The sequence below is a fragment of the Enterococcus sp. AZ179 genome (assembly GCF_050498885.1).
Classification (GTDB): Bacteria; Bacillota; Bacilli; order Lactobacillales; family Enterococcaceae; genus Enterococcus_D; species Enterococcus_D entomosocium.
Window position 1 is genome coordinate 1,883,724 of sequence record NZ_JBMHEO010000001.1, and the last position, 24,667, is coordinate 1,908,390.

20 protein-coding genes are annotated in these 24,667 nt (G+C 42.8%); 18 read left to right on the top strand and 2 right to left on the bottom strand.

Features of this window, described 5'->3' with window-relative positions; all coding sequences use genetic code 11:
- Window positions 1-24: 24 nt before the first annotated feature.
- From IGI88_RS08935 to IGI88_RS08965, 7 genes are all read left to right on the top strand, one after another.
- Entirely contained in the window at window positions 25-2,463 is a 2,439-nt protein-coding gene (locus IGI88_RS08935; RefSeq protein ID WP_034872062.1) for an FtsK/SpoIIIE family DNA translocase, read from the top strand.
- A 43-nt stretch (window positions 2,464-2,506) separates the two neighbouring features.
- Window positions 2,507-3,208 (top strand): GntR family transcriptional regulator, encoded by a 702-nt coding sequence (locus IGI88_RS08940; protein WP_005232219.1) that lies wholly within the window; start codon window positions 2,507-2,509, stop codon window positions 3,206-3,208.
- Between the two features lie 61 nt (window positions 3,209-3,269).
- Window positions 3,270-4,070 (top strand): pyrroline-5-carboxylate reductase, encoded by an 801-nt coding sequence (gene proC / locus IGI88_RS08945; protein WP_008376116.1) that lies wholly within the window; start codon window positions 3,270-3,272, stop codon window positions 4,068-4,070.
- Between the two features lie 46 nt (window positions 4,071-4,116).
- The gene (locus IGI88_RS08950) at window positions 4,117-4,791 is read left to right on the top strand and encodes an HAD family hydrolase (RefSeq protein WP_016611398.1); all 675 of its coding nucleotides are present in this window, start codon (window positions 4,117-4,119) and stop codon (window positions 4,789-4,791) included.
- Between the two features lie 47 nt (window positions 4,792-4,838).
- Window positions 4,839-5,063 carry a hypothetical protein gene (locus tag IGI88_RS08955; protein ID WP_223347157.1) on the top strand — a complete coding sequence of 75 codons (225 nt, stop codon included), beginning with the start codon at window positions 4,839-4,841 and terminating at the stop codon, window positions 5,061-5,063.
- A 15-nt stretch (window positions 5,064-5,078) separates the two neighbouring features.
- Window positions 5,079-7,790: a YhgE/Pip family protein gene (locus IGI88_RS08960; RefSeq protein WP_429969527.1), complete on the top strand. Its 2,712-nt coding sequence runs from the start codon at window positions 5,079-5,081 to the stop codon at window positions 7,788-7,790.
- A 217-nt stretch (window positions 7,791-8,007) separates the two neighbouring features.
- Entirely contained in the window at window positions 8,008-9,831 is a 1,824-nt protein-coding gene (locus tag IGI88_RS08965; RefSeq protein ID WP_034872061.1) for an APC family permease, read from the top strand.
- Window positions 9,832-9,902: 71 nt separating this feature from the next.
- On the opposite strand, the gene IGI88_RS08970 is transcribed toward IGI88_RS08965, so the two are convergent.
- A complete protein-coding gene (locus IGI88_RS08970; RefSeq protein WP_008376111.1) occupies window positions 9,903-10,793 on the bottom strand; it encodes an ArsR/SmtB family transcription factor in 891 nt (296 codons plus the stop codon).
- Between the two features lie 375 nt (window positions 10,794-11,168).
- Here IGI88_RS08970 and IGI88_RS08975 point away from each other — a divergent pair, with 375 nt between their 5' ends.
- From IGI88_RS08975 to IGI88_RS09015, 9 genes are read left to right on the top strand one after another with little or no spacing between them, the layout of a single operon-like run.
- Window positions 11,169-12,509 (top strand): ABC transporter substrate-binding protein, encoded by a 1,341-nt coding sequence (locus tag IGI88_RS08975; RefSeq protein ID WP_015508887.1) that lies wholly within the window; start codon window positions 11,169-11,171, stop codon window positions 12,507-12,509.
- A gap of 56 nt (window positions 12,510-12,565) precedes the next feature.
- Window positions 12,566-13,480: a carbohydrate ABC transporter permease gene (locus IGI88_RS08980; RefSeq protein ID WP_034872060.1), complete on the top strand. Its 915-nt coding sequence runs from the start codon at window positions 12,566-12,568 to the stop codon at window positions 13,478-13,480.
- A gap of 11 nt (window positions 13,481-13,491) precedes the next feature.
- The gene (locus tag IGI88_RS08985) at window positions 13,492-14,325 is read left to right on the top strand and encodes a carbohydrate ABC transporter permease (RefSeq protein ID WP_005232200.1); all 834 of its coding nucleotides are present in this window, start codon (window positions 13,492-13,494) and stop codon (window positions 14,323-14,325) included.
- Window positions 14,326-14,329: 4 nt separating this feature from the next.
- The gene (locus IGI88_RS08990) at window positions 14,330-14,938 is read left to right on the top strand and encodes a DUF624 domain-containing protein (protein WP_005232198.1); all 609 of its coding nucleotides are present in this window, start codon (window positions 14,330-14,332) and stop codon (window positions 14,936-14,938) included.
- Entirely contained in the window at window positions 14,935-16,362 is a 1,428-nt protein-coding gene (locus IGI88_RS08995; protein WP_016619668.1) for a glycoside hydrolase family 43 protein, read from the top strand. Before IGI88_RS08990 ends, IGI88_RS08995 begins: the two co-directional genes overlap by 4 nt.
- 3 nt (window positions 16,363-16,365) lie before the next feature.
- Window positions 16,366-17,349: a glycoside hydrolase family 43 protein gene (locus IGI88_RS09000; protein ID WP_016619669.1), complete on the top strand. Its 984-nt coding sequence runs from the start codon at window positions 16,366-16,368 to the stop codon at window positions 17,347-17,349.
- Window positions 17,350-18,795 (top strand): alpha-N-arabinofuranosidase, encoded by a 1,446-nt coding sequence (locus IGI88_RS09005; RefSeq protein ID WP_016619670.1) that lies wholly within the window; start codon window positions 17,350-17,352, stop codon window positions 18,793-18,795.
- Between the two features lie 4 nt (window positions 18,796-18,799).
- Window positions 18,800-19,066 carry a DUF6171 family protein gene (locus IGI88_RS09010; protein ID WP_005232191.1) on the top strand — a complete coding sequence of 89 codons (267 nt, stop codon included), beginning with the start codon at window positions 18,800-18,802 and terminating at the stop codon, window positions 19,064-19,066.
- Between the two features lie 51 nt (window positions 19,067-19,117).
- Window positions 19,118-20,308, top strand: a complete 1,191-nt coding sequence (locus tag IGI88_RS09015; protein ID WP_042890177.1) for an arabinan endo-1,5-alpha-L-arabinosidase — start codon at window positions 19,118-19,120, stop codon at window positions 20,306-20,308.
- Between the two features lie 66 nt (window positions 20,309-20,374).
- On the opposite strand, the gene IGI88_RS09020 is transcribed toward IGI88_RS09015, so the two are convergent.
- The gene (locus IGI88_RS09020; protein ID WP_194199298.1) at window positions 20,375-21,637 is read right to left on the bottom strand and encodes a glycoside hydrolase family 27 protein; all 1,263 of its coding nucleotides are present in this window, start codon (window positions 21,635-21,637) and stop codon (window positions 20,375-20,377) included.
- 120 nt (window positions 21,638-21,757) lie between these two features.
- Between IGI88_RS09020 and IGI88_RS09025 the strand changes: the two genes are divergently transcribed.
- Together IGI88_RS09025 and IGI88_RS09030 are read left to right on the top strand one after the other, a co-directional pair.
- Complete coding sequence (locus tag IGI88_RS09025) at window positions 21,758-22,657, top strand: helix-turn-helix domain-containing protein (protein ID WP_016619673.1); 900 nt, start codon at window positions 21,758-21,760, stop codon at window positions 22,655-22,657.
- A gap of 50 nt (window positions 22,658-22,707) precedes the next feature.
- Window positions 22,708-24,648, top strand: a complete 1,941-nt coding sequence (locus IGI88_RS09030) for a beta-L-arabinofuranosidase domain-containing protein (protein ID WP_042890187.1) — start codon at window positions 22,708-22,710, stop codon at window positions 24,646-24,648.
- The last annotated feature ends 19 nt before the right edge of the window (window positions 24,649-24,667 follow it).

The following is a 24,667-nucleotide window of genomic DNA, read 5'->3' on the forward strand; positions in this document are numbered from 1 at the left end:
GGAAAGATGAAAAGAGGGATAGAAATGGCGCAAAAAAAACGCGCAAAGAAACGCAAAACAAAAAAACAACAAAAACAGCAAGAGAAATTAATGCTGGTCGGCGTCGGCCTGCTCTTTGTCTTGTTTTCGATATTTGGCTTTTTCCATTTAGGTTTTTTAGGAACCTTGATTGCCAACGGGTTTCGGATCGTTGGCGGAAACACGTACCAATTTTTGAGTGTTGCCCTAGCTGCTTATGGTGTCTGGTTAGCGATCAAAACGACCGATGCTCGGTTTAAGAGCATTCGGCGAGTGATCGGCTGTATATTGGTGTATTTTGGTTTACTGATCATCCTCCATGCGCAAATCTTTAGTAATGTGGTGGGAGAACAAGCCAATATCTTCCAAACGACGTGGATGACGCTGTTAGGCGATATCCGGCGCAGCCAAGTGACCCAAAATGTCGGGGGCGGAATGATTGGCGCCATGCTTTATGGGGCGACCTATTTTCTTGTTTCCCAGATCGGCAGCTACATCATCGCTGTTTTACTCATGCTGATCGGGGCGTTCTTGTTCAGCCAAATGAGCAGCCACGAGTTAGTGGAGCACCTGCAAGTAGCTGGTGACAAGCTGCAGCGGTTGTTAGAAGGCTCTCCAGAAAAGCAAGCCGAACGAGAAGCCCGCAAAGCGGAACGAGCAGCAGAGAAACAAGCGGCGAAAGAAGCCAAAAAAGAAGCCGAGCGAGCAGCAGTCATGGCGGAGATCAAAGAAAAGAATCAAGTCCGACCAATGACAGAAGACGAAAAATCAGCAAAAGAACAGCAGATGCAAGCGCCAGCTGATTTTGAACCAGAGCAGCTGAGCTTTGTACCCATCGACCACTTCCAGGAGTTGCCGCAAGCGGCGGCACCAGAGGCCGCTCAAGCACCGCATCCAGCAGGAAACAAACCGGGACCAAGCAAAAAGGTCAACGAAGACGGGGAGATCCTCGATGACGATGGTGAAGTATTGGAATTTGAGATTTCGGAAGAAGCTGAAAATCGTGATTATGAATTGCCTTCAGCGCAATTACTCGATTCGATCCCTTCAACGGATCAAAGCAGCGAGTACAAAAAGATCGAACAAAATATTGGTGTGTTAGAAACCACCTTCCAAAGCTTCGGTGTTGACGCAAAAGTCGTCAAAGCCAGCTTAGGACCAGCAGTAACCAAATTCGAAGTTCAACCAGCAGTAGGGGTCAAAGTCAGCAAAATCGTCGGGTTGACCGATGATATCGCCTTAGCCTTGGCCGCCAAAGACGTCCGGATGGAAGCGCCGATCCCAGGGAAATCATTGATTGGGATCGAAGTTCCAAACAGCGCAGTCAGCATGGTTTCATTCCGAGAAGTGATCGAAGCCCAACCAGATCATCCAGATAAACTATTAGAAGTACCTTTAGGACGCGATATTTCTGGCCGTGTCCAAACGGCAGACTTAACGAAAATGCCCCATCTCTTGATTGCCGGATCGACCGGGAGTGGGAAGTCCGTAGCCATCAACGGCATCATCACCAGTATTTTGATGCGGGCAAAACCCCATGAAGTCAAACTGATGATGATCGACCCGAAAATGGTTGAATTAAATGTTTACAATGGGATTCCCCATCTCTTGACACCCGTTGTGACCAATCCTCGCAAAGCGGCGCAAGCGTTGCAAAAAGTGGTCAAGGAAATGGAAGAACGCTACGAAAAATTTGCGGCAACTGGGGTCCGAAATATTACTGGCTACAACGATTTAGTAATCAATAAGAATTTAGAAGATGGCGAAAATCGTCCGATCTTGCCATTCATTGTGGTGATCGTTGATGAGTTAGCTGACTTGATGATGGTTGCTAGCAACGAAGTCGAAGATGCCATCATTCGTTTGGCACAAATGGCGCGGGCAGCTGGTATCCATATGATCTTAGCAACGCAACGACCAAGTGTGGATGTCATTACAGGGATCATCAAAGCCAATGTTCCATCACGGATGGCGTTTGCTGTTTCCAGCGGTGTCGATTCTCGGACCATCATTGATGGGAACGGGGCCGAAAAACTGCTGGGCCGCGGCGACATGCTGTATCTGCCGATGGGTGAGAACAAACCGATTCGGGTCCAAGGGGCCTTTATTTCCGACCAAGAAGTCGAACGAGTGGTTGAATTCGTGACAGATCAGCAAGAAGCCAATTATGAAGAAAAAATGATGGTCACTGAGGAAGAAACGAGTGCCGGCAGCAGCGGACAACCGCAAGATGAGCTGTTCGAAGATGCCAAAGCCCTTGTGGTGGAAATGCAGACCGCCAGCGTTTCTCTCTTGCAGCGACGTTTTCGCATCGGCTATAACCGAGCGGCTCGGTTAGTGGATGAATTAGAAGATCAAGGTGTCGTGGGACCTTCTGAAGGCAGCAAGCCGCGGAAAGTCTTGATTGAGCCGCAACCAGAAGACATTCCTACCTTTGATGAATAAGGAGAACACCAGACCAATCCAATGAGAGAAAGGCGAGATAGCAATGAAACGCAAACACATTCTTTACCGTGATGTTGCCGATAAGCTCAAAGAAGACATCATGTCGGGTCGCTACCCGATTGGTTCATTTTTACCGACGGAAACAGAATTGGAAGCTACCTTCAATGTCAGCAAGATCACTGTCCGCAAAGCCATCGAATTGTTAGCGGCAGATGAGTATGTGGAAAAACGCAGCGGACGTGGGACGACGGTTTTAAGCAATCGCCCCTACAACAAGCTGTCAAAAGGCACGACGTTTAGCCAATTGCTTGAAAAGACCGGCAAGGAATACACAAAGAAAAACCTCAGCTATGAATTAGTCGAACTTGCGCCTGAACACCCTGCGTATTCTTTGATGGGCAAAGAAGTCATGCGTTTACGTCGCATGTACTATTTTGACCACCAACCTTTTATTTACTATGAGTACCATTTGCCAAAGCAACTAAAGGGAACCTCCATCGAGGTCTTTGAAGAAAAATCATTGTATCGCCTATTGGATGAACATCGAATGATCATCGATCGCTTTCAAGATGCGTTTGTGGCAACGACGTTGACTGAAGAGCAACAGAAGTTTATGATCACGCCGGAGGTCGCTGCCTTGAAACGAACCCGTTATTCGTATGATCTACAAGGAGAAGTGGTAGAATATACAGAAGGGATCTATAACACTGCCTTGCATCCGTATATGATCGAATTTGAAGCCTAGTCATTGATTAGGCTTTTTTAGCAAAAAGTGGTACCAAAATCAGAAGTGGAGCGTGAAATACATGAGAAAAATCGCCTTTTTAGGAGCCGGTAACATGGCAAAAGCTATCATTAATGGCTTGATTGCAGCAAAGCTGTATGAACCAGCAGAGATCTTGGTTTATAACCATCGCTACGAGCCGACTTTGGCACAATTAGAAAAAGAAACCGGAATCACTGGGACAACTAAGCTGGCGGATGTCACAGAAAAAGCAGAGATCTTCGTCTTAGCAGTCAAACCTTTTGTCTTTCCCCGCTTGCTTGCTGATTTAAAAGCAGGATTGACTGAGGAACACTTGCTAGTATCCATTGCCGCGGGTGTGACGATCGCGCAAATGGAAGAAATCATCGGTGCGCACAAAATCGTGCGGGTCATGCCAAATACCCCCGCACTTGTCGGCGAAGGGATGTCTTCTATCAGCCCCAACGGTCAAGTAACGGAAGCCGAAGCCAACGAAGTCAAACAACTTTTTGAAAGCCTTGGGAAAGCCGAGCAAGTACCAGAAAGCATGATCGATGCAGTCATTGGTGTCAGTGGTTCTTCGCCAGCCTACACGTATTTATTCATTGAAGCTTTGGCAGATGGAGCAGTGGCAGAAGGTATGCCGCGGCCGATGGCGTATGAATTTGCTGCTCAAGCGGTATTAGGCGCAGCGAAGATGGTACTAGAGACGAAGGAACACCCAGGTGTCTTAAAGGATCGTGTCAGCTCGCCTGGGGGCACAACGATCCAAGCAGTCAAAACCTTAGAGGAAAATGGCTTTCGTGCGGCTGTCATCAAAGCAGTGCAAGCAGCTGCTGACAAAAGTCGGGAAATGTCTTGATACCCAGTGAGTGAGGGGAAAATCTTAGCAAAACGAAGGAGCGTTTATGAAAGAACTTTTGATTTTTGATTTTGATGGATTGTTAGTCGATACTGAAAAAGTCTATTTTGATGGGTGGTTGGCTCTATTTAAAAAGTATCAGCTTCCGATTACAGCCGCTGATATTTTTGGTTGGCGTGGTCAAAGTTGGCAACAGACGGCTAGTAAATTAGCCGACCTCGTAGGCGGTCAGCAGCGGGTGCAGGAATTACGAGCAGAACGGGAAGTCTATATTGCCCAGCAAATAACTGATGGCACCTTCAAAACTAAACCCTATGCGAAAGAAACCATCGCATTGGCTAGGGAGAAAGGCTTCCAAACGGCACTAGCCACCTCGACGATGAAAAAAAGAGCCTCTGAATTGTTGGCGCATTTCGATTTGTTGCAGGCCTTTGACTATCAGACCTTTGGCGATGATGTCTCCGCCCATAAACCTGATCCCGCACCTTACTTGCTGACTTTAGAAAAAGCGCAAGCCGCAGCAGAAAAAGCATTAGTCATGGAAGATTCTCTTGTGGGAGCAACAGCTGCGACACGTGCGGAGATCGATGTCGTGTTGATTCCCGATCAAAGTTTTGATCAAGTCTACTCCCCAGAAGAGAAGGCCGGACTTCAGTTATATGGCGAAGCCACCTCACTGAAATATGTGTATGATTTATTGGCAAAGGATCAACTGAAATAACACCTAAAAAAGCTTCCTTTTCGTTGCAGAAAAAGGAAGCTTTTTTTGTGAAGAAAAGACCGGTAAAAAAACAGTTCAAAGGATATGAGTGGTTTGTTTTTCGCCATCATGGTAAAGTTAAAGAAAGTTTAACAATAAGCGAAAAAAAACAAAAAGTAAAGGGGTTTCATTTTGACAAAAACGTCCATTTGTCAAAAGGACTTTTCTTGGTCGATCGTAGCCGTTGGCGGCGGGGGAAAAACATGGTAAATTATCCTTCGACGAAGAACTAGTGGGGGAAGAAAAAAATGAATAAACTAAAGAATGTTTTCTATTTATATAAACTGGACTGGAAACGAATTTTCAGCAATCCAATCTCTGCATTTTTGATCATTGCCTTAATGATCTTACCCTCGCTTTATGCGTGGTTCAATATCAAAGCACTTTGGGATCCATATGGCAACACCAGTGAATTGCCAATCGCCGTGTATAGTGCGGATAAAGGGGCAGAATTTCAAGGCAAGCATATCGATATCGGTGATGAAGTCATCGACACCCTCCATGATAACAAACAGTTAGGCTGGCGTTTCGTGGATTCAAAAGAGGACTTGGTAGAAGGAGTCAAATCAGGAAAGTATTACGCCGGTATTTATCTGCCAGCTGATTTTTCAGATGATCTGATCAGCTTTACCAGCGGGACAATTGAAAAACCGACCATTGAGTATTACAGCAACCAAAAAATCAACGCCATCGCACCAAAAATCACCGAAAAAGGAGCCAGCAGTCTTCAAGAAGAGATCTCACAAAACTTTATTGAGACTGCCAGCTCTACGTTAATAAAAGTCTTCAATGAAATCGGCTATGACATTGATTCCAACTTAGTCAGCATCAACAAAGTCAAATCCATGATCTTAGATACCGATGACAATTTGGCTACGATCGACGGTTATACGAAAGAGATCGTCACCTTGCACGATAAGTTTCCAGAAATCAAAGAAAAGATCGCAAAAGCCGAAGAATTTACCGATTATATCCCGCAAGTGGATGCTATGGGGGAAAAACTGATTGGCCTAAACGATAAGCTGCCGACATTGAAGAAAGAAGCCAGCATCATTTTGACCTTGCAAGAGAAGATCCCAGAGATCCAAAATGCCGGCAAACAATTGAAGATGATCGATGATGATTTTGATGACATTGCCAGCACCATGACGGACGGCATCGATACCGCCAAACAAGGACTGCAAGTCATCGAACAAGTTCAAGCAGCGTTACCACAGATCGAACAACTAGGCGACCAAGCCGCCAGCTTCGCCACAGCGACCAAAGATGGGGCGCAACAGTTGCAAGATGCCCTGCCAAGTATTTCTAGCAGTGTGAAGGTGACGATTGAGTCGATCAGTCAAGTGGCAACAACTACTGCTGGACTAGCTAATACGATTAAGCAAGCTGTTTCTGATAATCAATTGTCTGAACAAGAACGTAAAGAAATCAGTGAGATAATAACTAAATTCCAACAAAATGTTACGGAACAACAAGCAGCATTAGATTCCTTGATTAGCTTTTTAACCAATATTCAGAGTTCCGGTAGTAATACCGACCTGCAAGCTATTATAACGCAATTGGGTGATGCCAAAGAAGCGTTAGGTGTTTTATCTGACCGCCTTCAAGGATTAAAAGAATTGGTTTTAAATAGTAAGTCTACCGCAGAAGATATTGAAAGTTACCTCGATCAAGTTACCGCAGCTGCTCAAAACATCGCTGATCTCATGAACAGCATCAATGTTGATTCAATCACTGTACCCATCAACGACATCCTAACCAAACTAATCGAAACCATCACCACAGCCGAAGATGTCTTGAAAAAAGCCCAAGAAATCGATTTTGACTCGTTGCTGTCTTCCACCAAATCAGTGGTCAGCAATGCCGTGACGATTTTGGAAAAATACCAAAAAGAATTGCCTGCCATCAAGCAAGAATTGCACGATGCCAATACGATGCTGAATGGTCATATGGATGAAATCGTCAATGCCATCAACAAAGGAGCCGACCTGTACAACAACGAATTACCAGTTGTCGAAGAAAAATTAGGGCTGGCCGTAGACTTCTTGCAAAACGATTGGCCAACCATCAAATCAGAAATCAGTTCTACGATGGCGATGGTGGATGAAAAACTGCCAGAAGTTGAAAAAGCCTTGGATGCGGCTGTCGATTTAATCAATAACGATTGGCCAAGTATCAAAGCAGGCATCCACAAAGCCGCTGATGCGATCCGAGCAGGAGAAAATGAAGTCGATCTCGGGGAAGTCATCAAATTATTGAAACTTGATGCCACGGATGAAGCCGACTTCTTCAAACAACCAGTGGAATTAAAAAGCAATGAAATCTACCCAATCGCCAACAATGGTTCAGCTAGCACACCATTTTATACCGCATTGTGTTTGTGGGTAGGGGCATTATTGTTGTCAAGTGTCGCTACAACGGAGTATCATTTAGAGAAGAAAGACAAAAAACGCTTTACACAACGTGAAACCTTTGTGGCACGGATGCTGACGTTCTTGACGATGGCAGTCGCCCAAAGTTTGATCGTGACCCTAGGAAATATGTTTTTATTAGGCGTCGATGTCCACAACCCTGTGTACAGTGTCTTCTTCGCATTACTCGTCGGACTCGCCTTTATGATGATCGTCTACGTACTGGCGGGACTGTTCGGCAACCTCGGGAAAGGGATCGCCATCATTATTTTGGTTCTCTCCATTTCAGGTGGGGGAGGAAACTACCCAATCCAAGTCTCTGGGAAGTTCTTCCAATTCATTAATCCGCTACTGCCGTTTACTCATGCGGTCAATCTGTTAAGAGAATCAGCCGGTGGGATCTATTGGCCAAATGCTATCCCGCAGTTGATCATTTTAACGATTTTGTTCCTAGTCTTTGGGATCGTCGGTACGTACGCGTATCCTTATCTAGTCAACTCTACGAAGAAACTAAGTGACATTTCCAAAGAAAGTCATTTCTTCCACTAAAATCTTAAAGCAGAAAGAGCATTTGTTCTTTCTGCTTTTGTGCCATCACGTGAAATTTCTAATAATCAAAAGAGGGAAAAAGGGTCGTTTTTTCATCTGATTTTCATTGACTTTTCGCGGTTACAAGAGTAGCATACAGTCTTGATAATTCAATATTTGTGAGGATATCGTTACAAGTTTAACGAAGGATTTTTTCATGAAAAGGAGTGTAGAAAAAGTGGAGTATTTGAAACGTTTGTTGGTCGGACGTCCATTGAAATCCGCAGAGAATGATGAACAAAAACTGAGCCGGACGGCGGCCCTTGCGTTGCTATCTTCTGATGCTTTGTCTTCGATTGCTTATGGGACAGAGCAGATCGTTGTCGTATTAGTGGCACTTTCCGCTGCTGCTATCTGGTATTCATTGCCGATCGCTGCTTTTGTTATTATTCTTTTGATTTCATTGACCTTGTCTTACCGCCAGATCATTCATGCTTACCCTCACGGCGGTGGGGCATATGTAGTAAGTAGTGAAAATTTAGGGAAAAATGCGGGCCTGATTGCCGGCGGCTCTCTATTGATCGATTATATGCTGACAGTGGCAGTATCCGTCTCAGCAGGGGCAGAAGCCATCACTTCAGCTGTGCCGGCGTTGTTCGGTCATCAAGTGGCCATTTCTGTCGTGATCGTAATCTTGATCATGATGATGAATCTGCGAGGGTTGCGAGAATCAGCTAGCTTCTTGATGATTCCTGTCTACACCTTTATCGCAGTGATCACAGTCTTGATCGTGGTCGGTTTGTACAATATCGTAACGGGTGCGCAACCGTTAAATGCAACCGCACTACCGGGAGCGGTCGTACCTGGGGTATCCGTGGCCTTGATTTTACGGGCTTTCTCATCAGGTTCCTCTTCTTTGACAGGGGTCGAAGCGATCAGTAACGCGGTGCCGTTTTTCAAAAAACCACGGGCGAAAAATGCAGCTGCGACCTTGACAATCATGGCGTCGATTTTAGGATTCTTCTTTGTCGGCATCACTTTTATCAACTATTGGTATGGTATCGTACCAGAAACAGAAGTGACCGTCCTATCTCAAATCGGTTCTGCCGTTTTTGGTCATGGGTTTATGTACTACGTTTTGCAATTTGCTACAGCACTGATTTTAGCAGTTGCCGCAAATACCGGATTTTCAGCTTTCCCCGTGTTGGCGTATAACCTAGCGAAAGACAAATATATGCCGCATATGTATCAAGACCGTGGGGACCGTCTTGGCTATTCGAACGGAATCATCACCTTGGCTGCTGGTTCCATCGTATTATTGTTTATCTTCCAAGGATCGACCGAGCGTTTGATTCCTTTGTATTCCATTGGGGTATTTATTCCTTTTGCCTTGTCCCAAAGCGGAATGGTGATCAAATGGAGAAAAGAAGGCAAAGGCTGGTTCTTTAAATCGATCGCCAATATCGTTGGGGCTTTGATTTCCTTTGCGATCATTGCCATCTTGTTCGTGTATCGCTTAGGCGATATTTGGCCATTCTTTATTATCATGCCGATCCTCTTGTATATCTTTTACAAGATCCATGATCATTATAAGAAAGTCGCAGAACAGCTGCGGTTGGAAAAACAAGAAGCACTACATGTTTATGAAGGAAATACTGTGATCGTTTTAGTCGGAAATGTTACCCGAGTAAATATCGGCGCATTGAACTATGCCCAATCGATTGGTGATTATGTCGTAGCGATGCACGTATCGTTGGATGAAGATGTGAAGAAAGAAAAAGAAATCGAACAAGAATTTAAGCAAAAATTCCCAGACGTGCGTTTCTCCGTCGTTCATTCTTCTTATCGTTCGATTGAAAATCCCATCTTACGTTATGTGGATCTAGTCAGCCGCAATGCAGCCAAACACAATTACACAACGACCGTCATCATTCCACAGTTTGTCCCAAGACGTCGCTGGCAAAATATTTTGCACAACCAAACAAGCCTGCGCTTGCGTTTCAGACTCTCTTGGCGTGAAAACATCATTGTAAGTACGTACAGTTACCATTTGAAAAAATAACAAAAACGCTAGTTTAGCGACCTGATTCCCAAAAGAAATGTTTAGGTCAGCCGCTAAGACTAGCGTTTTTTTTAGCTATAAAACATTTTTAGTTTGATATCTTGATCGTAATTCCCAAACCCCTTGCCAAAGAGGGTACAACCGCCGACATGCTCGGCATCTTCTTTGACTTCCACTTTTAAATGCCACGTATCTTCGTAGGCAGGTATATCCTTGATCGTAATGTCGGAAAGAGGAACACCTTCCATGTAGGTTCCATGATCCATGATGCGGATCGTCTTCAATAACCCGTACTGATTAAGATTGTCTGGATACCAATCCGGTGTATACTTTCCACGAATGTCTGCAAAATCCCCTGGGCTAGTCCATGTACCAAGCTCCACACCATTTAAGCTGAAGGTGATGTCTGAAGGCCAGTTGTTATTGGAAAAAGGAAATTCAGACGAAACCTCCATTGAAATCTCCATCATTTCGAGTTTTTCTTCTTTTGCTAAGAAGTTTGGCGATTGGTATTCGACAAATCCTTTCGTAAACCACAAGATGCGGGCATCCATTCGTCGGGGATCCATGAAAAACTTCGGTTCATCTACCATTCCCACAAAATCAGCTGAAGTAGCAAGCCCGCACGTTGGTTCTACCGAATAATTTGTATAATGACCGATCGGTATCGCCGTTTCTTTCGTATCAAAGGCATTAAAGATTTTCTCAGGAAAGTTGATATCGATATGATCCACTCTCAAACTGGAAATCTTTTTTTGCCCTACACGCTCTGTTTTGATGATTTTGGCTTCTTCTAATTTTTTGATATGCATCGTAATGATAGCGCTGCTTAAGCCTAACTCTTGTGCCAACTCTTTGACATTCATCTTGTTTTTAGCCAGCAATTGAATGATTTTGATTCGCACGTTACTGGCAAGTGCCTCATAGACAGGCAATGCTTCTTGATTGATTTCTAATTGCATCGTGTCACCTCCGCTTAAACTGTTTGATTTACTTGAATGTTAACATATTTGCTAATTTGTGTAAATAGCGTTGTTTATTTCGCTAGTTATTAATATATTTATTAATTAACATAGATATTATCCTTGATAAATTAATCAAAATATTGTTGACAGCGATTACAAATCAAGTTATGATTTATTTGTAAATTGAAAGTGTTTGCAAACATCAATTTCTATGTTTTGTTTTTGTGAATTGTTTATAGGCTTCTTTATAGGAAATATCTTAGGTGTTAGGAATTATTATGAGCAGTTAGTAAGGTCTTTTTTTAGAGAGGTCAATGAACAAATGTGATAACGTACCTGCAAATATCTATAAAACTTGAGAGGATGGAAAAGATGAACATCAAAAAGGTTATTTTTTCGGGAGCAGTTCTAGGTTTAAGTAGTTTGGTATTAGGGGCCTGCGGAAACAGTAATAATAGTTCTGGTGATGATAGCGGAAGTAAAGAAATTACGTTTATGTTTCGAGGCGGCGAGGACGAGAAGAAAGCCTATGAAACAGCAATTAAACAATTTGAGGAAGAAAATGATGTAAGCGTTAAGATTATTGCTACAGATGCTGATCAATATGCAACAAAGCTACAAGCGGCAATCTCAGGCGGTAATATGCCCGATGTTTTCTATGTAGAACAAAGCAATCTAATGGCTTACGTTGATAATGGTGTTTTGCTAGATATTACGGATGAAATTGAGAATTCAGATTTTGATCTTTCAAACATCTGGGAATATGGGGTAAATAGTTATCGGTATGATGGTGAAAAAGTTGGTAGCGGTGCTTTGTATGGATTACCAAAAGATGTTGGACCATTTGCTTTAGGATATAACAAAGACATGTTTAAGGAAGCTGGTATTGATTTGCCTGATACAGATACGCCTTATACATGGGATGAATTCGTTGAAGTATCTAAACAGTTAACGAAGGATTCTGATGGAGATGGAAATCTTGACCAATGGGCAACAGGATTTAACGTAAACTGGAGTTTACAAGCTTTTGTTTGGAGTAACGGAGCAGATTGGATCAACGAAGCCAAAGATACCGTTACTGTAGATACACCAGAATTTGCGGAAGCATTGCAATGGTTTGCGGATCTGCAAAATGTGCATGAACTCACCCCTTCAATTTCTGATGCACAAACATTGGATACGTATCAAAGATGGATGAATGGTGAGATTGCTTTCTTCCCTGTAGGACCTTGGGATATGAGTACGTATGCAGGATTGGATTTTGAGTATGACTTGATGCCTTGGCCAGCAGGCTCTACAGGTGAATCTGCAACGTATATCGGTTCTTTAGGTATTGGTGTTGCTAGCAAAACCAAACATCCAGAAGAAGCAGTGAAATTAGTTGAATATTTAAGTGCATCTGAAGAAGGTCAACAACAATTAGTAGACGCACAGATTCAAATTCCTAACCTGATTGATATGGCTGAAGAATGGGCTTCTGATACGGACAGTGTACCTAATAATAAACAGGAATTTATTGATATCGTCCAAGATTATGGTCGCGCATTGCCAGTGGCAACCACCTACAATGCAGAATGGTACGATGAATTCTTTATCAATATCCAACCTGTGTTAGATGGAGATCAAACGGCAGCGGATTATTTGAAAGAAGTTCAACCTAAGATGCAAGAAAAACTAGACTCAGCAATTCGCCAACAAGAAACAGCAAGATAGACTCACTGGGGTCACATATCTATGTGACCCCAAAGATTTTTATGGAGGGACGCGTAATGGAACAAGTGGAAATAAAAAAAACAAAAAATAAAAATAGTCTTTATGCAAAAGAGCACAAAGTTGCTTTCTTGTTCGTTCTACTTCCAGTTTTAGGATTTATTTTGTTTTCATTGATACCTTTGGGCTATTCGGTTTATGCTGCCTTTACAGATTGGAACGGTCTAGGGCAAATGAATTTTATCGGTCTTGAGAACTTTCAGAAGCTTTTTAGAGATGAGTACTTCTATAAGACGATGTTTAATACCGTCTTTTTGATGTTAGGGATTCCAATCGGTTTGATTTTGTCATTTATGCTAGCATCAGCACTGAGCAGAGGAATTAAAGGAACGACGATTTTTCGAACAATCTATTATATTCCAGTCATCTCATCATTAGCAGCCATTTCGATTTTGTGGCAATGGGCTTACAATGGTGATTTTGGTTTAGTCAATCAGGTCTTGGATATCTTCGGTATCAGCGGCCCTAACTGGTTGCAAAACCCATCAACAGTCAAACCGGCAATTATTATTATGTCTGTTTGGAAGGGCTTGGGCTATTCTATGCTCTTGTACTTGGCAGCGATTCAAAGTGTACCAAAAACCTTTTATGAAGCAGCAGAATTAGATGGTGCTTCTTCTTTTCAAAAGTTTCGCAATATCACTTGGCCGATGGTTAGACCAGTCACTTTCTTTTTAGTCGTTACGAATATTATCGGCGGCTCACAAATCTTTACGGAAATAAACATTATGACACCAACTGGCGGACCACAATATAGCAGTGCTACGGTCGTTTGGTATATCTGGCAAAAAGCTTTCAGAAATTGGCAAATGGGTTATGCAAGCAGTATGGCGTTGATTCTAGCAGTATTGGTTTTTGTGATAACAGCATTCCAATTCTATATGAACAATCGTTCAAGCTATAAATTAGATTAGGAGGGAAAAGAATGAAAAAACTGAAAATAAGCAACGTACTCATTATTTTAATTCTCTCCCTTGGAGCAGTTATTATGGTGGGGCCGTTACTTTGGATGATCTCAACATCGCTAAAAGACCGAGCTGGCGTCTTCCAGCTGCCACCTCAATGGATTCCAGACCCAGTACAATTTGATGCGTACAAACGTTTATCTGAGCTGGACACTTTGTTCTCAGGGATTAAAAATACAGTGATCGTTTCACTTTCTGTAACTGTTGTAGGTACTCTGACATCCAGTTTAGCTGCCTTCTCATTTGCCAAATTACGGATGCCGCATAAAGATGCGCTATTTCTAATCCTTTTAGCCGCTTTGATGATTCCCTATCCAGCGGTGATGATCCCGCAATTTATGATGTTCTCCCAAATTGGCTGGGTTGATACGTTATTACCATTGATCATTCCGGGAATGTTTGGGAATATCACGATGATTTTCTTTTTGCGACAATATTTATCTAATATTCCTGATTCGATCGTTGAGGCGGCAAAAATTGATGGTGCGGGCTATTTACAAACCTTTATCCAATTGATTTTCCCGTTGATTCGTCCAGCAGTTGCTGCTCAATTTATTTTATGGTTTATGGGCGCTTGGAATGACTACTTAGCACCATTGATCTACTTGAATAGTCCAGAAAAACAAACATTGCAAGTAGTGATCGCAAACCTAAATGCCGCCTATGCTATTCAAACGGATTATCCGTTGATTATGGCAGCTTCCGTTGTTTCATTACTTCCGGTTTTGATCGTATTTATTATTTTCCAAAAGCAAATTATCGAATCAGTTGCACTTTCTGGAATGAAAGGGTGAGTAGATGTTTCTAAAAGCAATGAACTGGCTAAATGCATTCGTACTTCTGATAGAACTAAATATTTTGTGGCTTCTAGGTATTTTAGCTGGTTTTTTTGTGGTCGGCTTTGTTCCAAGTACTGTTGCTGTCTTAACGATTCTAAATAAAGAGGATCTATTTACAGGCTATTACTCTTATATAGAAGTATTGACTTTATTTTGGAAAAACTATGTGTCAGCTATTCGCTTATACAAATGGCGGGTCTTTATATTTCCACTTATTCTAGGCATTCTCTATTTGGAATTACTGATTGTGCAGCAAAGTGATCTAATGAGAGCATTTTTCCAATGGCCACTTTTGTTTTTGTTCAGTTATGTGATTTTAGTATTGATCAATTTATCCTTAGTTACTCGATTGAGTAAAGATAAGTGGCGGAAAAAAGCCGTTTTTTCATTGACGAGTCCATTCTTGTTACCAAAAGAATCTTTTCTTTGTCTTTTGATGGTTCTTACATTTTCAATTGTTAGCATGGCGTATCATTGGTTCTTTTTTGTCGCAATTTCAATCTTTTTGTACAGTGCCAGCAAGTGCTTGTTGTCAGGCTATAGCAAGAAAGGATTGTTAAAATCATGATCAAAAAATTTCTTTTCTCGTGTGTTCCTCTAATGATTCTTTTATCTGGCTGTACTGCTTCTGCAGTTGAAGAAGTCTTATCCCCTCCTGAGTTTGCCGATGTTAGTGTCCATGACCCATCGGTGATCAAAGCGGATGATACGTTTTATATTATTGGTTCACATATGCAATTTGCCAAGTCTCAGGATTTGTTGAAGTGGGAGCAGATATCTAATTCAGTATCTGAAGATAGTCTATTTGAGAATATTCGAGAAGAATTGGCGGAAGAATTTGAGTACGCACAGACAGATACGTTATGGGCTAGTGATATCCAACAGTTTAAGAATGGAAAATACTATTTGTACTATTGTTTGTGTCAAGGGACTTCACCGCTATCGGTAATGGGAGTGGCGGTATCTGACTCAATTGAAGGTCCTTATGAAAAAGTCGAATCTTTTCTTTATTCAGGAACCTCTCCGCAGTTTGGTGAAGCGTACAATGCAGCGATTCATCCAAATGCGATCGATCCTCATGTTTTTTATGACAATGAAGGGAAATTATGGATGGTCTATGGATCATACTCAGGCGGGATTTTTATCCTAGAAATGGATGATGAAACGGGTTTGCCTAAAGATCGCAATTCTTACGGAACACATTTGATGGGCGGAAATCACAGTCGCATCGAAGCACCATACATTCAATATAATCAAGAAAATGGCTACTATTACTTGTTCACTTCATTTGGTGGGCTAGATGCAGACGGTGGATACAACCTTCGAGTCGCGCGGTCAAAGAAGCCCGATGGTCCTTATGAAGACAGCCAAGGAAATCCAATGGCTGAGGTCAAAGGGAAATTTGGAACGGTTTTTGATGACGCAAGTATTCAAGACTTCGGAACTAAAATTATGGGGAACTTCCTATATACCGAAAATACGAGCAATGAAGGGGTGGGCTATGTTTCGCCAGGTCACAACTCGACCTATTATGATGAAGAAACCAATCAATATTACTTGATTTTCCATACACGTTTTCCAAATAGCGGAGAATATCATTCTGTGAGAGTCCATCAAATGTTTTTCACAGAAGCAGGGTGGCCGGTTGTTTCTCCATTGAGATACAGCGAAGAAACGATTGCTGATTATACAAAGAATCAAGTTACGGGTGCCTATACGCTGATTTCCTTTGACAAGTTTTTAACGGATGATTTGAAAGAACCACAGGAAATTACAGTTGAAAAAAATGGCACGATCAATGGTGATCGCACTGGAACATGGGAACTAGCGGAAAAGAATAGTCAAGAAGATTCAAGTGTGGTTATAGATGGCACTGTTTATAAAGGGAAGTTTCTTTCCGGCTGGGATGAAAATCAGCAAAAGCAAGTAATGACATTTACAGGTACCTCAGAAGCAGGAGTACCATTATTTATTGTTAGGAATGAGGAGTAAGGTATGGCAAAAGCAAATGCAGAGACAATACAAAATCCAATCGTGTATGAACGAGCAGACCCTTGGGTATATTTACATTCCGATGGTTACTATTATTTTACAGGTTCAGTTCCTGGATATCAGTCGATTGAACTTAGACGAGCGAAAAGCCTCAATGAACTGGAAGATGCAGAGAGAAAGACGGTTTGGCAGGCACATGAATCGGGACCAATGAGTGAATTGATTTGGGCACCAGAAATTCATTTCATCGCTGATAAGTGGTATATCTATTTTGCCGCTAGTGATAATGAAGAGATCAGAAATGAAAATCATCATCATCGAATGTTCGTGATCGAAAATAATTCAAGTGACCCTTTTGAAGGGGAATGGGAAGAAAAAGGACAAGTCATCACGCAATTTGAAAGTTTTAGTTTAGATGCAACCGTGTTTGAACATCAGGAGAAACTTTATTATGTTTGGGCGCAACAAGATCCAAGAATTCCAGGAAACTCTAATCTTTATCTATCAGAAATGGAAAATCCATGGACACTAAAAGGGAAGCAGCTTTTACTATCGATCCCTGAATATCCTTGGGAACAGATTGGTTTCATGGTGAATGAGGGACCGGCCGTGCTTAAACGAAATGGTAAGATTTTTATCACTTATTCGGGCAGTGCTACAGATGAAAATTACACTATGGGATTATTGTGGACAGACGAAAATAGTGATTTATTAAATGGGTTTTCTTGGCAAAAATCCCAAGATCCAGTCTTTCAAACGTCAGAACGGAATTCTCAATATGGACCGGGGCATAACTCTTTTACAAAAGGGGCAGATGGTGAGGACATTTTAGTTTATCATGCAAGACCAGAAAAAAATCAGGCAGGCGATCCTCTGGCAAACCCGAATCGACATGCAGTTGCACAACCATTCACTTGGGATGAAAAAGGATTCCCAGTCTTTGGTGAGCCGGTCGCAAACAATAAATTAGAGATGAAGGTGAACTGATTGACGATTAACATTCAAAACACAAAATCAGGAACAACGATCAGTAAATATATCTACGGTCATTTTGCAGAGCATCTAGGCCGTTGTATCTATGAAGGATTATACGTTGGAGAAGATTCGCCGATCCCAAATAAAAATGGGATGCGGATTGATGTGGTTGAAGCACTGAAAAACATTCAAATCCCTGTGCTACGTTGGCCAGGCGGCTGCTTCGCCGATGAATACCATTGGATAGACGGGATTGGTCCTAAAGAAAACCGCAAAACGATGGTCAACACCCACTGGGGCGGCGTGACTGAAAACAATCATTTCGGGACCCATGAATTTTTTGAATTGATCAAGCAGTTGGAATGTGATGCGTATGTCAACGGCAATGTCGGCAGCGGAACGGTGCAAGAAATGTCGGAATGGGTGGAATACATCACGATGGATGGCATTTCTCCGATGGCTGATCTTCGCAGAGAAAATGGCCATGAAGAAGCGTGGGAAATGAAATTTTTTGGCGTAGGAAACGAAAACTGGGGCTGCGGCGGCAATATGCGGCCAGAGTATTATGCGGATCTGTATCGCCGCTATCAAACCTATGTCCGCCAATACGGCGAAAAAAAAATCTACAAAGTCGCCGGCGGAGCGAATGTCGCAGACTATCATTGGACAGAAACGCTGATGAAAAACGCCCATTGGTTGATGGACGGCCTAAGCTTGCACTACTACGTTCATCCGCAAGGCTGGGAAGAGAAAGGTAGCGCCTTGGAATTTGATGAGGCAGAGTGGCAAGTGACCTGTGAAAAAGCAGCCTACATGGATGAATTATTGACCCGCCACAGCGCGATTATGGACCAGTATGACCCAGAACAGCGTGTGGGAATCATTGTTGATGAATGGGGCACTTGGTTCTCAGCAGAACCTGGTACGAATCCAGGCTTCTTATACCAACAAAATACGATCCGTGATGCCATGGTCGCAGCGATCACCTTGAATATTTTCCATAAACATGCCAAGCGAGTGCATATGGCAAATATCGCACAAACCGTCAACGTCCTGCAGGCGATGATTTTGACAGATGGCGAACAAATGGTGAAAACCCCAAGCTATCATGTCTTTGATTTGTACAAAGTCCATCAAGATGCTGAAACCATTGATAGCCATGGAACCAGCAGCGATACCATTACGTATACGATTTCGAAAAAAGAAGATACGATCCATCTATCGGTTTGTAATTTTGCTACCCAAGGCACGGAAGAATTATCCTTCTCCCTTGAAACAGCGATCAATGAAGTGAAAGAAGCTCGTTATATCGTGGGGAACAAAATGAACGCACACAATGATTTTGATCATCCTGAAGATGTGGTGATCCAAGACTTCACCGCTTACAATGTTGAAGAGAACAAAGTCAGCTTGCGGGTGCCAGCAATGAGTGTTCTAACGATCTCATTGACAGTCTGATCCCATGACTTGTAAAGGATGCGAAGTGAAAGATGCTGCGGCAGCAGCACAGGAAGACATTGAATCCTTGATTGCAGAACAACTTTCTTTAGAAAGCGACTTGGCTTCGCCGGAGATCGTCAGTAGGAGAATCGTTGTTTGTGAGACTTGTCCATTGCGATTGAATCATACCTGTACCAAATGCGGCTGCTTTTATCGGTTTCGCGCAAATTTAGCTAAGAAAAACTGTCCTGCAGGAATGTGGGAACAAACAGGACAGCTCGTCAAGTAGCTGTCCTGTTTTTATAAAATAGAATAAATCAATTAGGGGATGAGGGAAGACATGACAGCGATCAATGGGGTTCATGATCCTACGATTATTGAACATGAAGGCACCTTTTATTTATATTCAACGGACACACAACAGCCCAAAACGGCTGGTGTACCAATTCGTCGTTCAAAAGATTTGATCCATTGGCAATTTGAGAAACAGGCATTGTCAGAAATGCCTGAACCAGCAGTAAAATGGAGCAAGGCTCAAGGACTATGGGCACCGGAAGTTATTCGCTATAAGGACGAATTCCGTATGTATTATTCTGCTTCGACATTCGGCAGTACCACTTCTTTTATTGGCTTAGCTACAGCAACAGATCCTTTGGGCCCTTGGGAAGATCAAGGAGAGGTTATTAAAACCAATGCTACTCTTGCACAGCATAACGCGATCGATGCCAATATTGCTTTTGACCGCTCGGGTGAACAGTGGTTTGTCTATGGTTCTTTCTTTGGCGGAATCTATATTGCTCCATTGAACAAAGAAACTGGAAAACTTCAAGAAAAGAGCTATGGCCAACGGATTGCTTTTCGTCCGAAAACAGTTGATACTGCTATTGAAGGCCCATTTGTCTATTATCATCCTGAAACCGATTATTATTATTTGTTTGTTTCTTTCGATTCCCTTAACGATTCGTATAATATCCGTGTCGCCCGAGCAAAAGAAATTACGGGGCCATATCTGGACTGGCATGGTACGGCCATGACGGATCAAGAGAAGACGCCAACCGAAGTAGGAACCAAACTGTTGGGCAGTTATCAGTTCTCAGAAGAACCAGTTGTATACGCTCCTGGTCATAATTCGATCTTTACGCAATCCAATAAAGAAAGCTTCGTTGTGCATCATGCACGGAGAAAACCCTTCAGTGACCAATTCTATTTACAAATACGTAAACTCTATTGGCTAGAATCAGGTTGGCCAGTAATCTCTGCTTCAATCTATCAGGGAAGTGTTTCACGAATGCCAGAGCAGGAAACTCTGTTAGGAACGTGGGAAATCATCCAATTTGATCACGAGTCTCAAGTTATATCTTCTCAACAGCAAGAAATAACAGCATTAAAAAAAGAAGGACGAAGTTACTTGTGGGGAGAAAATGAATTTGTCCCATATTATGAGTACATCGACCAAAAAGAAAGGTTGTTTTTATCTGGAATCAATGATCAAGGCGTTGCGTTTCTTGGTCGAAAAGTGTACGAAGAATAAAAAATAAGCAGCACAATGGGCAGGTTGCATTGTGCTGCTTATAAACGTATACTGCTGCCGGTTTTACTAAATACTGCCTTTGAATAATCGGACACCATGAGTAGGAACCTCAGCATTGGCAATTGTTTGTTCTTTTTGTTGCCATAACTCAGTGCCGCTTTTAATTGGTAGTAAAGCAGCGATCGATTTTGGGATGGTTTGCGTTTGATCAGAAACATTGAAAATGGCATAGTAGACGGCTGTGTCGCTCAACGCCTCCCAAATGATCCACTCTTGATCACGATAGAACTCTTTTTTCGTATGGATTCTTCGATACATTTCTAAGACTTCAGTATTCGTCAATAAACGTAACGTAAAGGGATCGATGTCTGGTAAAGTACCACCGAACATCAATGGAGATTGGAAGATCGTCCATAAACTCATCAATAAGTATTGCTCGTCTTCCGTAAAACGTGTCCAGCTATCACCACCGCCACCATCAACTGCCCGAATGCCGATATGACCCAACGGCAGCATATCACAGTCAGGCCAGTTACCTGGACGGACGAAAGGTGCCCACTCTGCTGCTCGGTCAAACATGGCGTAAAGGGCGTCCCAATGATCCCAAAAGTCATCCGTCAAGCGCCACATATTGGCATGATTTTGAAAGAAACTACCATTTTTGAGGGCAGCTGGTCCGGGAGACAAAGAAAGGACGATCTCTCGACCCGATCGATCGATCGCACGGCGAATCGCTTTGATTTCTGCTTTATGGGCATCACCGTAAATTTTCGAATCGCCGATATCATCCACCTTTATAAAGTCAACACCCCAAGAAGCATATAATTCGAGCAAAGAATCATAATAAAGCTGTCCTTCAGGCAATGAAACATCGACCCCATACATATCGGAATTCCAAGGGCAGATTGAATTCATAGCAATGTCCCGTGCCCGTTTATCTGTTCCTTTGATCGGCGTATTTTGATGAACTGCTTGTCGTGGAATGCCGCGCATGATATGGATACCAAACTTCAGCCCTTTTTGATGCAGATAGTCACCAAGTTTTTTGAAACCAGCGCCATCTTTTGCTGAAGGGAAACGGTTCTCAGCAGGAATCAAGCGAGAATAGTCGTCCATACACAACGGATAAAAATCATTGTACCTTGTAGACTTTGCTTCTGGTTCGCTCCATTGAATATCCACGACGACGTACTCCCAACCATAAGCTTTCAAATGCTCTGCCATAAAATCTGCATGGGCGATCACTTCTGCTTCGGTTACAGAAGCGCCATAGCAGTCCCAAGAATTCCATCCCATTGGGGGTGTTTGTGCAAAATGTAAAAAAGACATTGATTTCCTCCTAGTACGTTTTTCTTATAGTATAGTAAGCAATAAAAAAGAGAGGGAAAGTTTTGTCTACTAGAAATAAAAAAGAAAGAAATCGTCAACGAATGAAAAAGGAGTTGATCAATGGTGTTTCCACAAGAAACAAACTATGCGAAGATTACAGCATACTATAGTGTTGCCCTTGAGCGTTTTTCCATGGATCCACATCAACACCCAGCGTGTGAGATCATGTTTGTGACCAAAGGGAAGTGTAAGATAAAGGTGCAAGATCAAGTAATTGTTCTGGAAAGAAATGATTTCGTTTTCATAAATACGTTTGTGGAACACGCCTTATTCGTTGAAGGAGATTCCTGCACATTACTGAATATTGAATTTCTTCTGAGTGAGACGCCGTCCGCCCTTTGTGTTCGTGATGTTTTTGCATACATCAAAGGAAATTTACAATGGAATGAGCCTTACGCGAAAAGTCGCGATGTCCGCCAATTTGGACAAGCGATCAAGTCATTGCTACAACTGCTAATGATCGATGATACTCAGGAGCAACCGTCTGCTGAACGGCAATTTACGATCGAGCTCTTGTTTAAGCGGATGTTGATGGAATTAGCCTTTTCATTACGTACGAAAGAAACCAAACGGGGCAATTGCTATGTGAACGCTGCGATCAACTATATTCAACAGCATTTTGATGAAGACATTCAAGTCTCCCAAATCGCAGCGGCGGTGGGGATTACGAAAGCCTACTTGCATAAACTCTTTCATGAGCAACTGGGAGTGACGGTCAACCATTTCCTCACTAGTGAGCGTCTGAAGCAGGCAGCATTTTTACTAAGCAATAGTCAGCTGCCGATCGTCGAAATTGCCGCTCAAGCAGGATTCAACAGCAGGCAGCACTTTACCAATACCTTTAAACAGAAAAAAGGCATGAGTCCTAAAGCCTACCAGCTCTTATATAAGCAAACGATCAAAGAGGAGGCAGGGCAACATATCACAGGAGAGGATCCGAACTTTTTATTAATGAAGTAAATATGAAACGAATGATCAAGCATAAAAAAGTAAAAGAACAGGAGAACGAAATGAAAGAATTCGCATTAAACAAGATCCAGCTCACGGACGAGTTTTGGCAAGGATACCAAGAGCTTGTTCGCAAAGAAACGATTCCTTACCAATACCAAGTCCTAAATGATGAAATCGATGTAGATGTTCAAGCAGAACGGGAAGATCCTAATTTGCCAGCTGGGAAAAGCCATGCCTTGGCGAATTTTCGCATCGCTGCAGGGCAAATGGAAGGAGAACATTTTGGCTGGTTTTTCCAAGATAGCGATGTCTACAAATGGATCGAGTCGGCTGGGTATAGCTTGTTGAATACCAGCGATCCGCAATTGGAAAAGACAGTAGATGAAGTGATTGACTTAGTTGCTGCGGCGCAAGAAGCGGATGGCTACTTAAATACCTTCTTTCAATTGACCCGACCGAAGTTAAAATACCGTCAGTTGTATTTCAGTCATGAACTTTATTGTGCGGGGCATCTAGTCGAAGCGGCTATCGCTTATGATCAAGCAACAGGCAAGGATAAATTACTGACCGTGGCAGAGAAAAATATCGCCAATATTTGCACGCATTTTGGGCGGGAGCCTGGAAAAATTCAAGGTGCAGATGGCCATCAAGAGATCGAATTGGCGTTGGTGCGTTTGTATGAATACACTGGTAAACAAACCTATTTGACATTAGCTGATTTTTTTCTTGAAGTACGTGGGGAAGATCCTGCCTTTTACGAAAAAGAAATTTTGAAAAACCAAGCGGATGGCTTATCAGATGAAACGCCAAGGGTAGACCTCACCTACTTACAAGCCTACGATCAACCTAAAAAGCAGCATGAAGCCAAAGGTCATGCGGTACGAATGCTGTATATGGCAAGCGGGATGGCAAAAGTCGCCCAGCATACTCAAGACCAAGCATTAAGAGGCGCTTGCGAAGCGATTTGGGAAGACATCGCCTGTAAGAAAATGTATGTGACCGGGGGCGTCGGCTCAACCGTTCACGGGGAAGCCTTTGTCGGTCCCTATGATTTGCCCAATGATACGATGTATTGTGAAACTTGTGCAGCTATTGCATTGGTGCAATTTTCTTTTGAGCTGTTCAAACTAACCAATGAACCGAAATATTTAGCGACGATGGAACGAGCGTTGTATAATAGCGTTCTTTCTGGTGCGGCAATTGACGGCAAACACTTTTTCTACGTGAATCCTTTGGAGGTCAATCCACAACGAGATCAGGAAAATCCTGACAAAGGCCACGTCAAAGCCCAACGACCTGATTGGCTCGGTTGTGCGTGTTGTCCGCCCAATTTTGCGCGGATGGTCGCTTCGCTGCAGCGCTTAGTTTACACTTGCGATCAAGAAAAGCTTTACGTGAATTTATTTGTGGCAAGCCGTTTAGAAGAACCTGACCAATTTACGTTTGAACAAACAGGCGGGTTTCCTTTTACAGAGGACCTCACGATTCGCTATCAAGGTATTCCAAAGACGCTCATCATCCACAAACCTAACGGACTAAGTAAGTTTCAAATCGATAGTGAACACGAATGGCAGGAGACGAACGAGGCAATCATCTTTGAGGCAGTCGAAAACGTGACGGCCAATATCCGTTTTGAACAACCATTGCAAATCTTGCGTGCGAATCCTCAGGTTATTCAAGCTATCAATCAAGTCGCATTGCAACGAGGACCCTTCGTGTATTGCATAGAAGAAGCCGACAATGGTCAAGCACTCTGGCGTTGCCGCATCGACCCACAAGCGCTGGAGGCGACCTTTGCGAAAGAGGATACGTTGTTGCCAACTACTTTACGTTTGGCGATCAAAGGCTACCAAAGCGAAGAATGGTCGGGAACAACCCTTTACGAAGAACGAGCGGAAACGGTCATACCTCGTACGTGGCAACTGATCCCATACCATTTATGGGGCAATCGGGGCATAGGCGAAATGCGCGTTTGGCTGCCACTCGTTGTAAAGGAGTAAGAAGTAAGCAGGGCCAAAG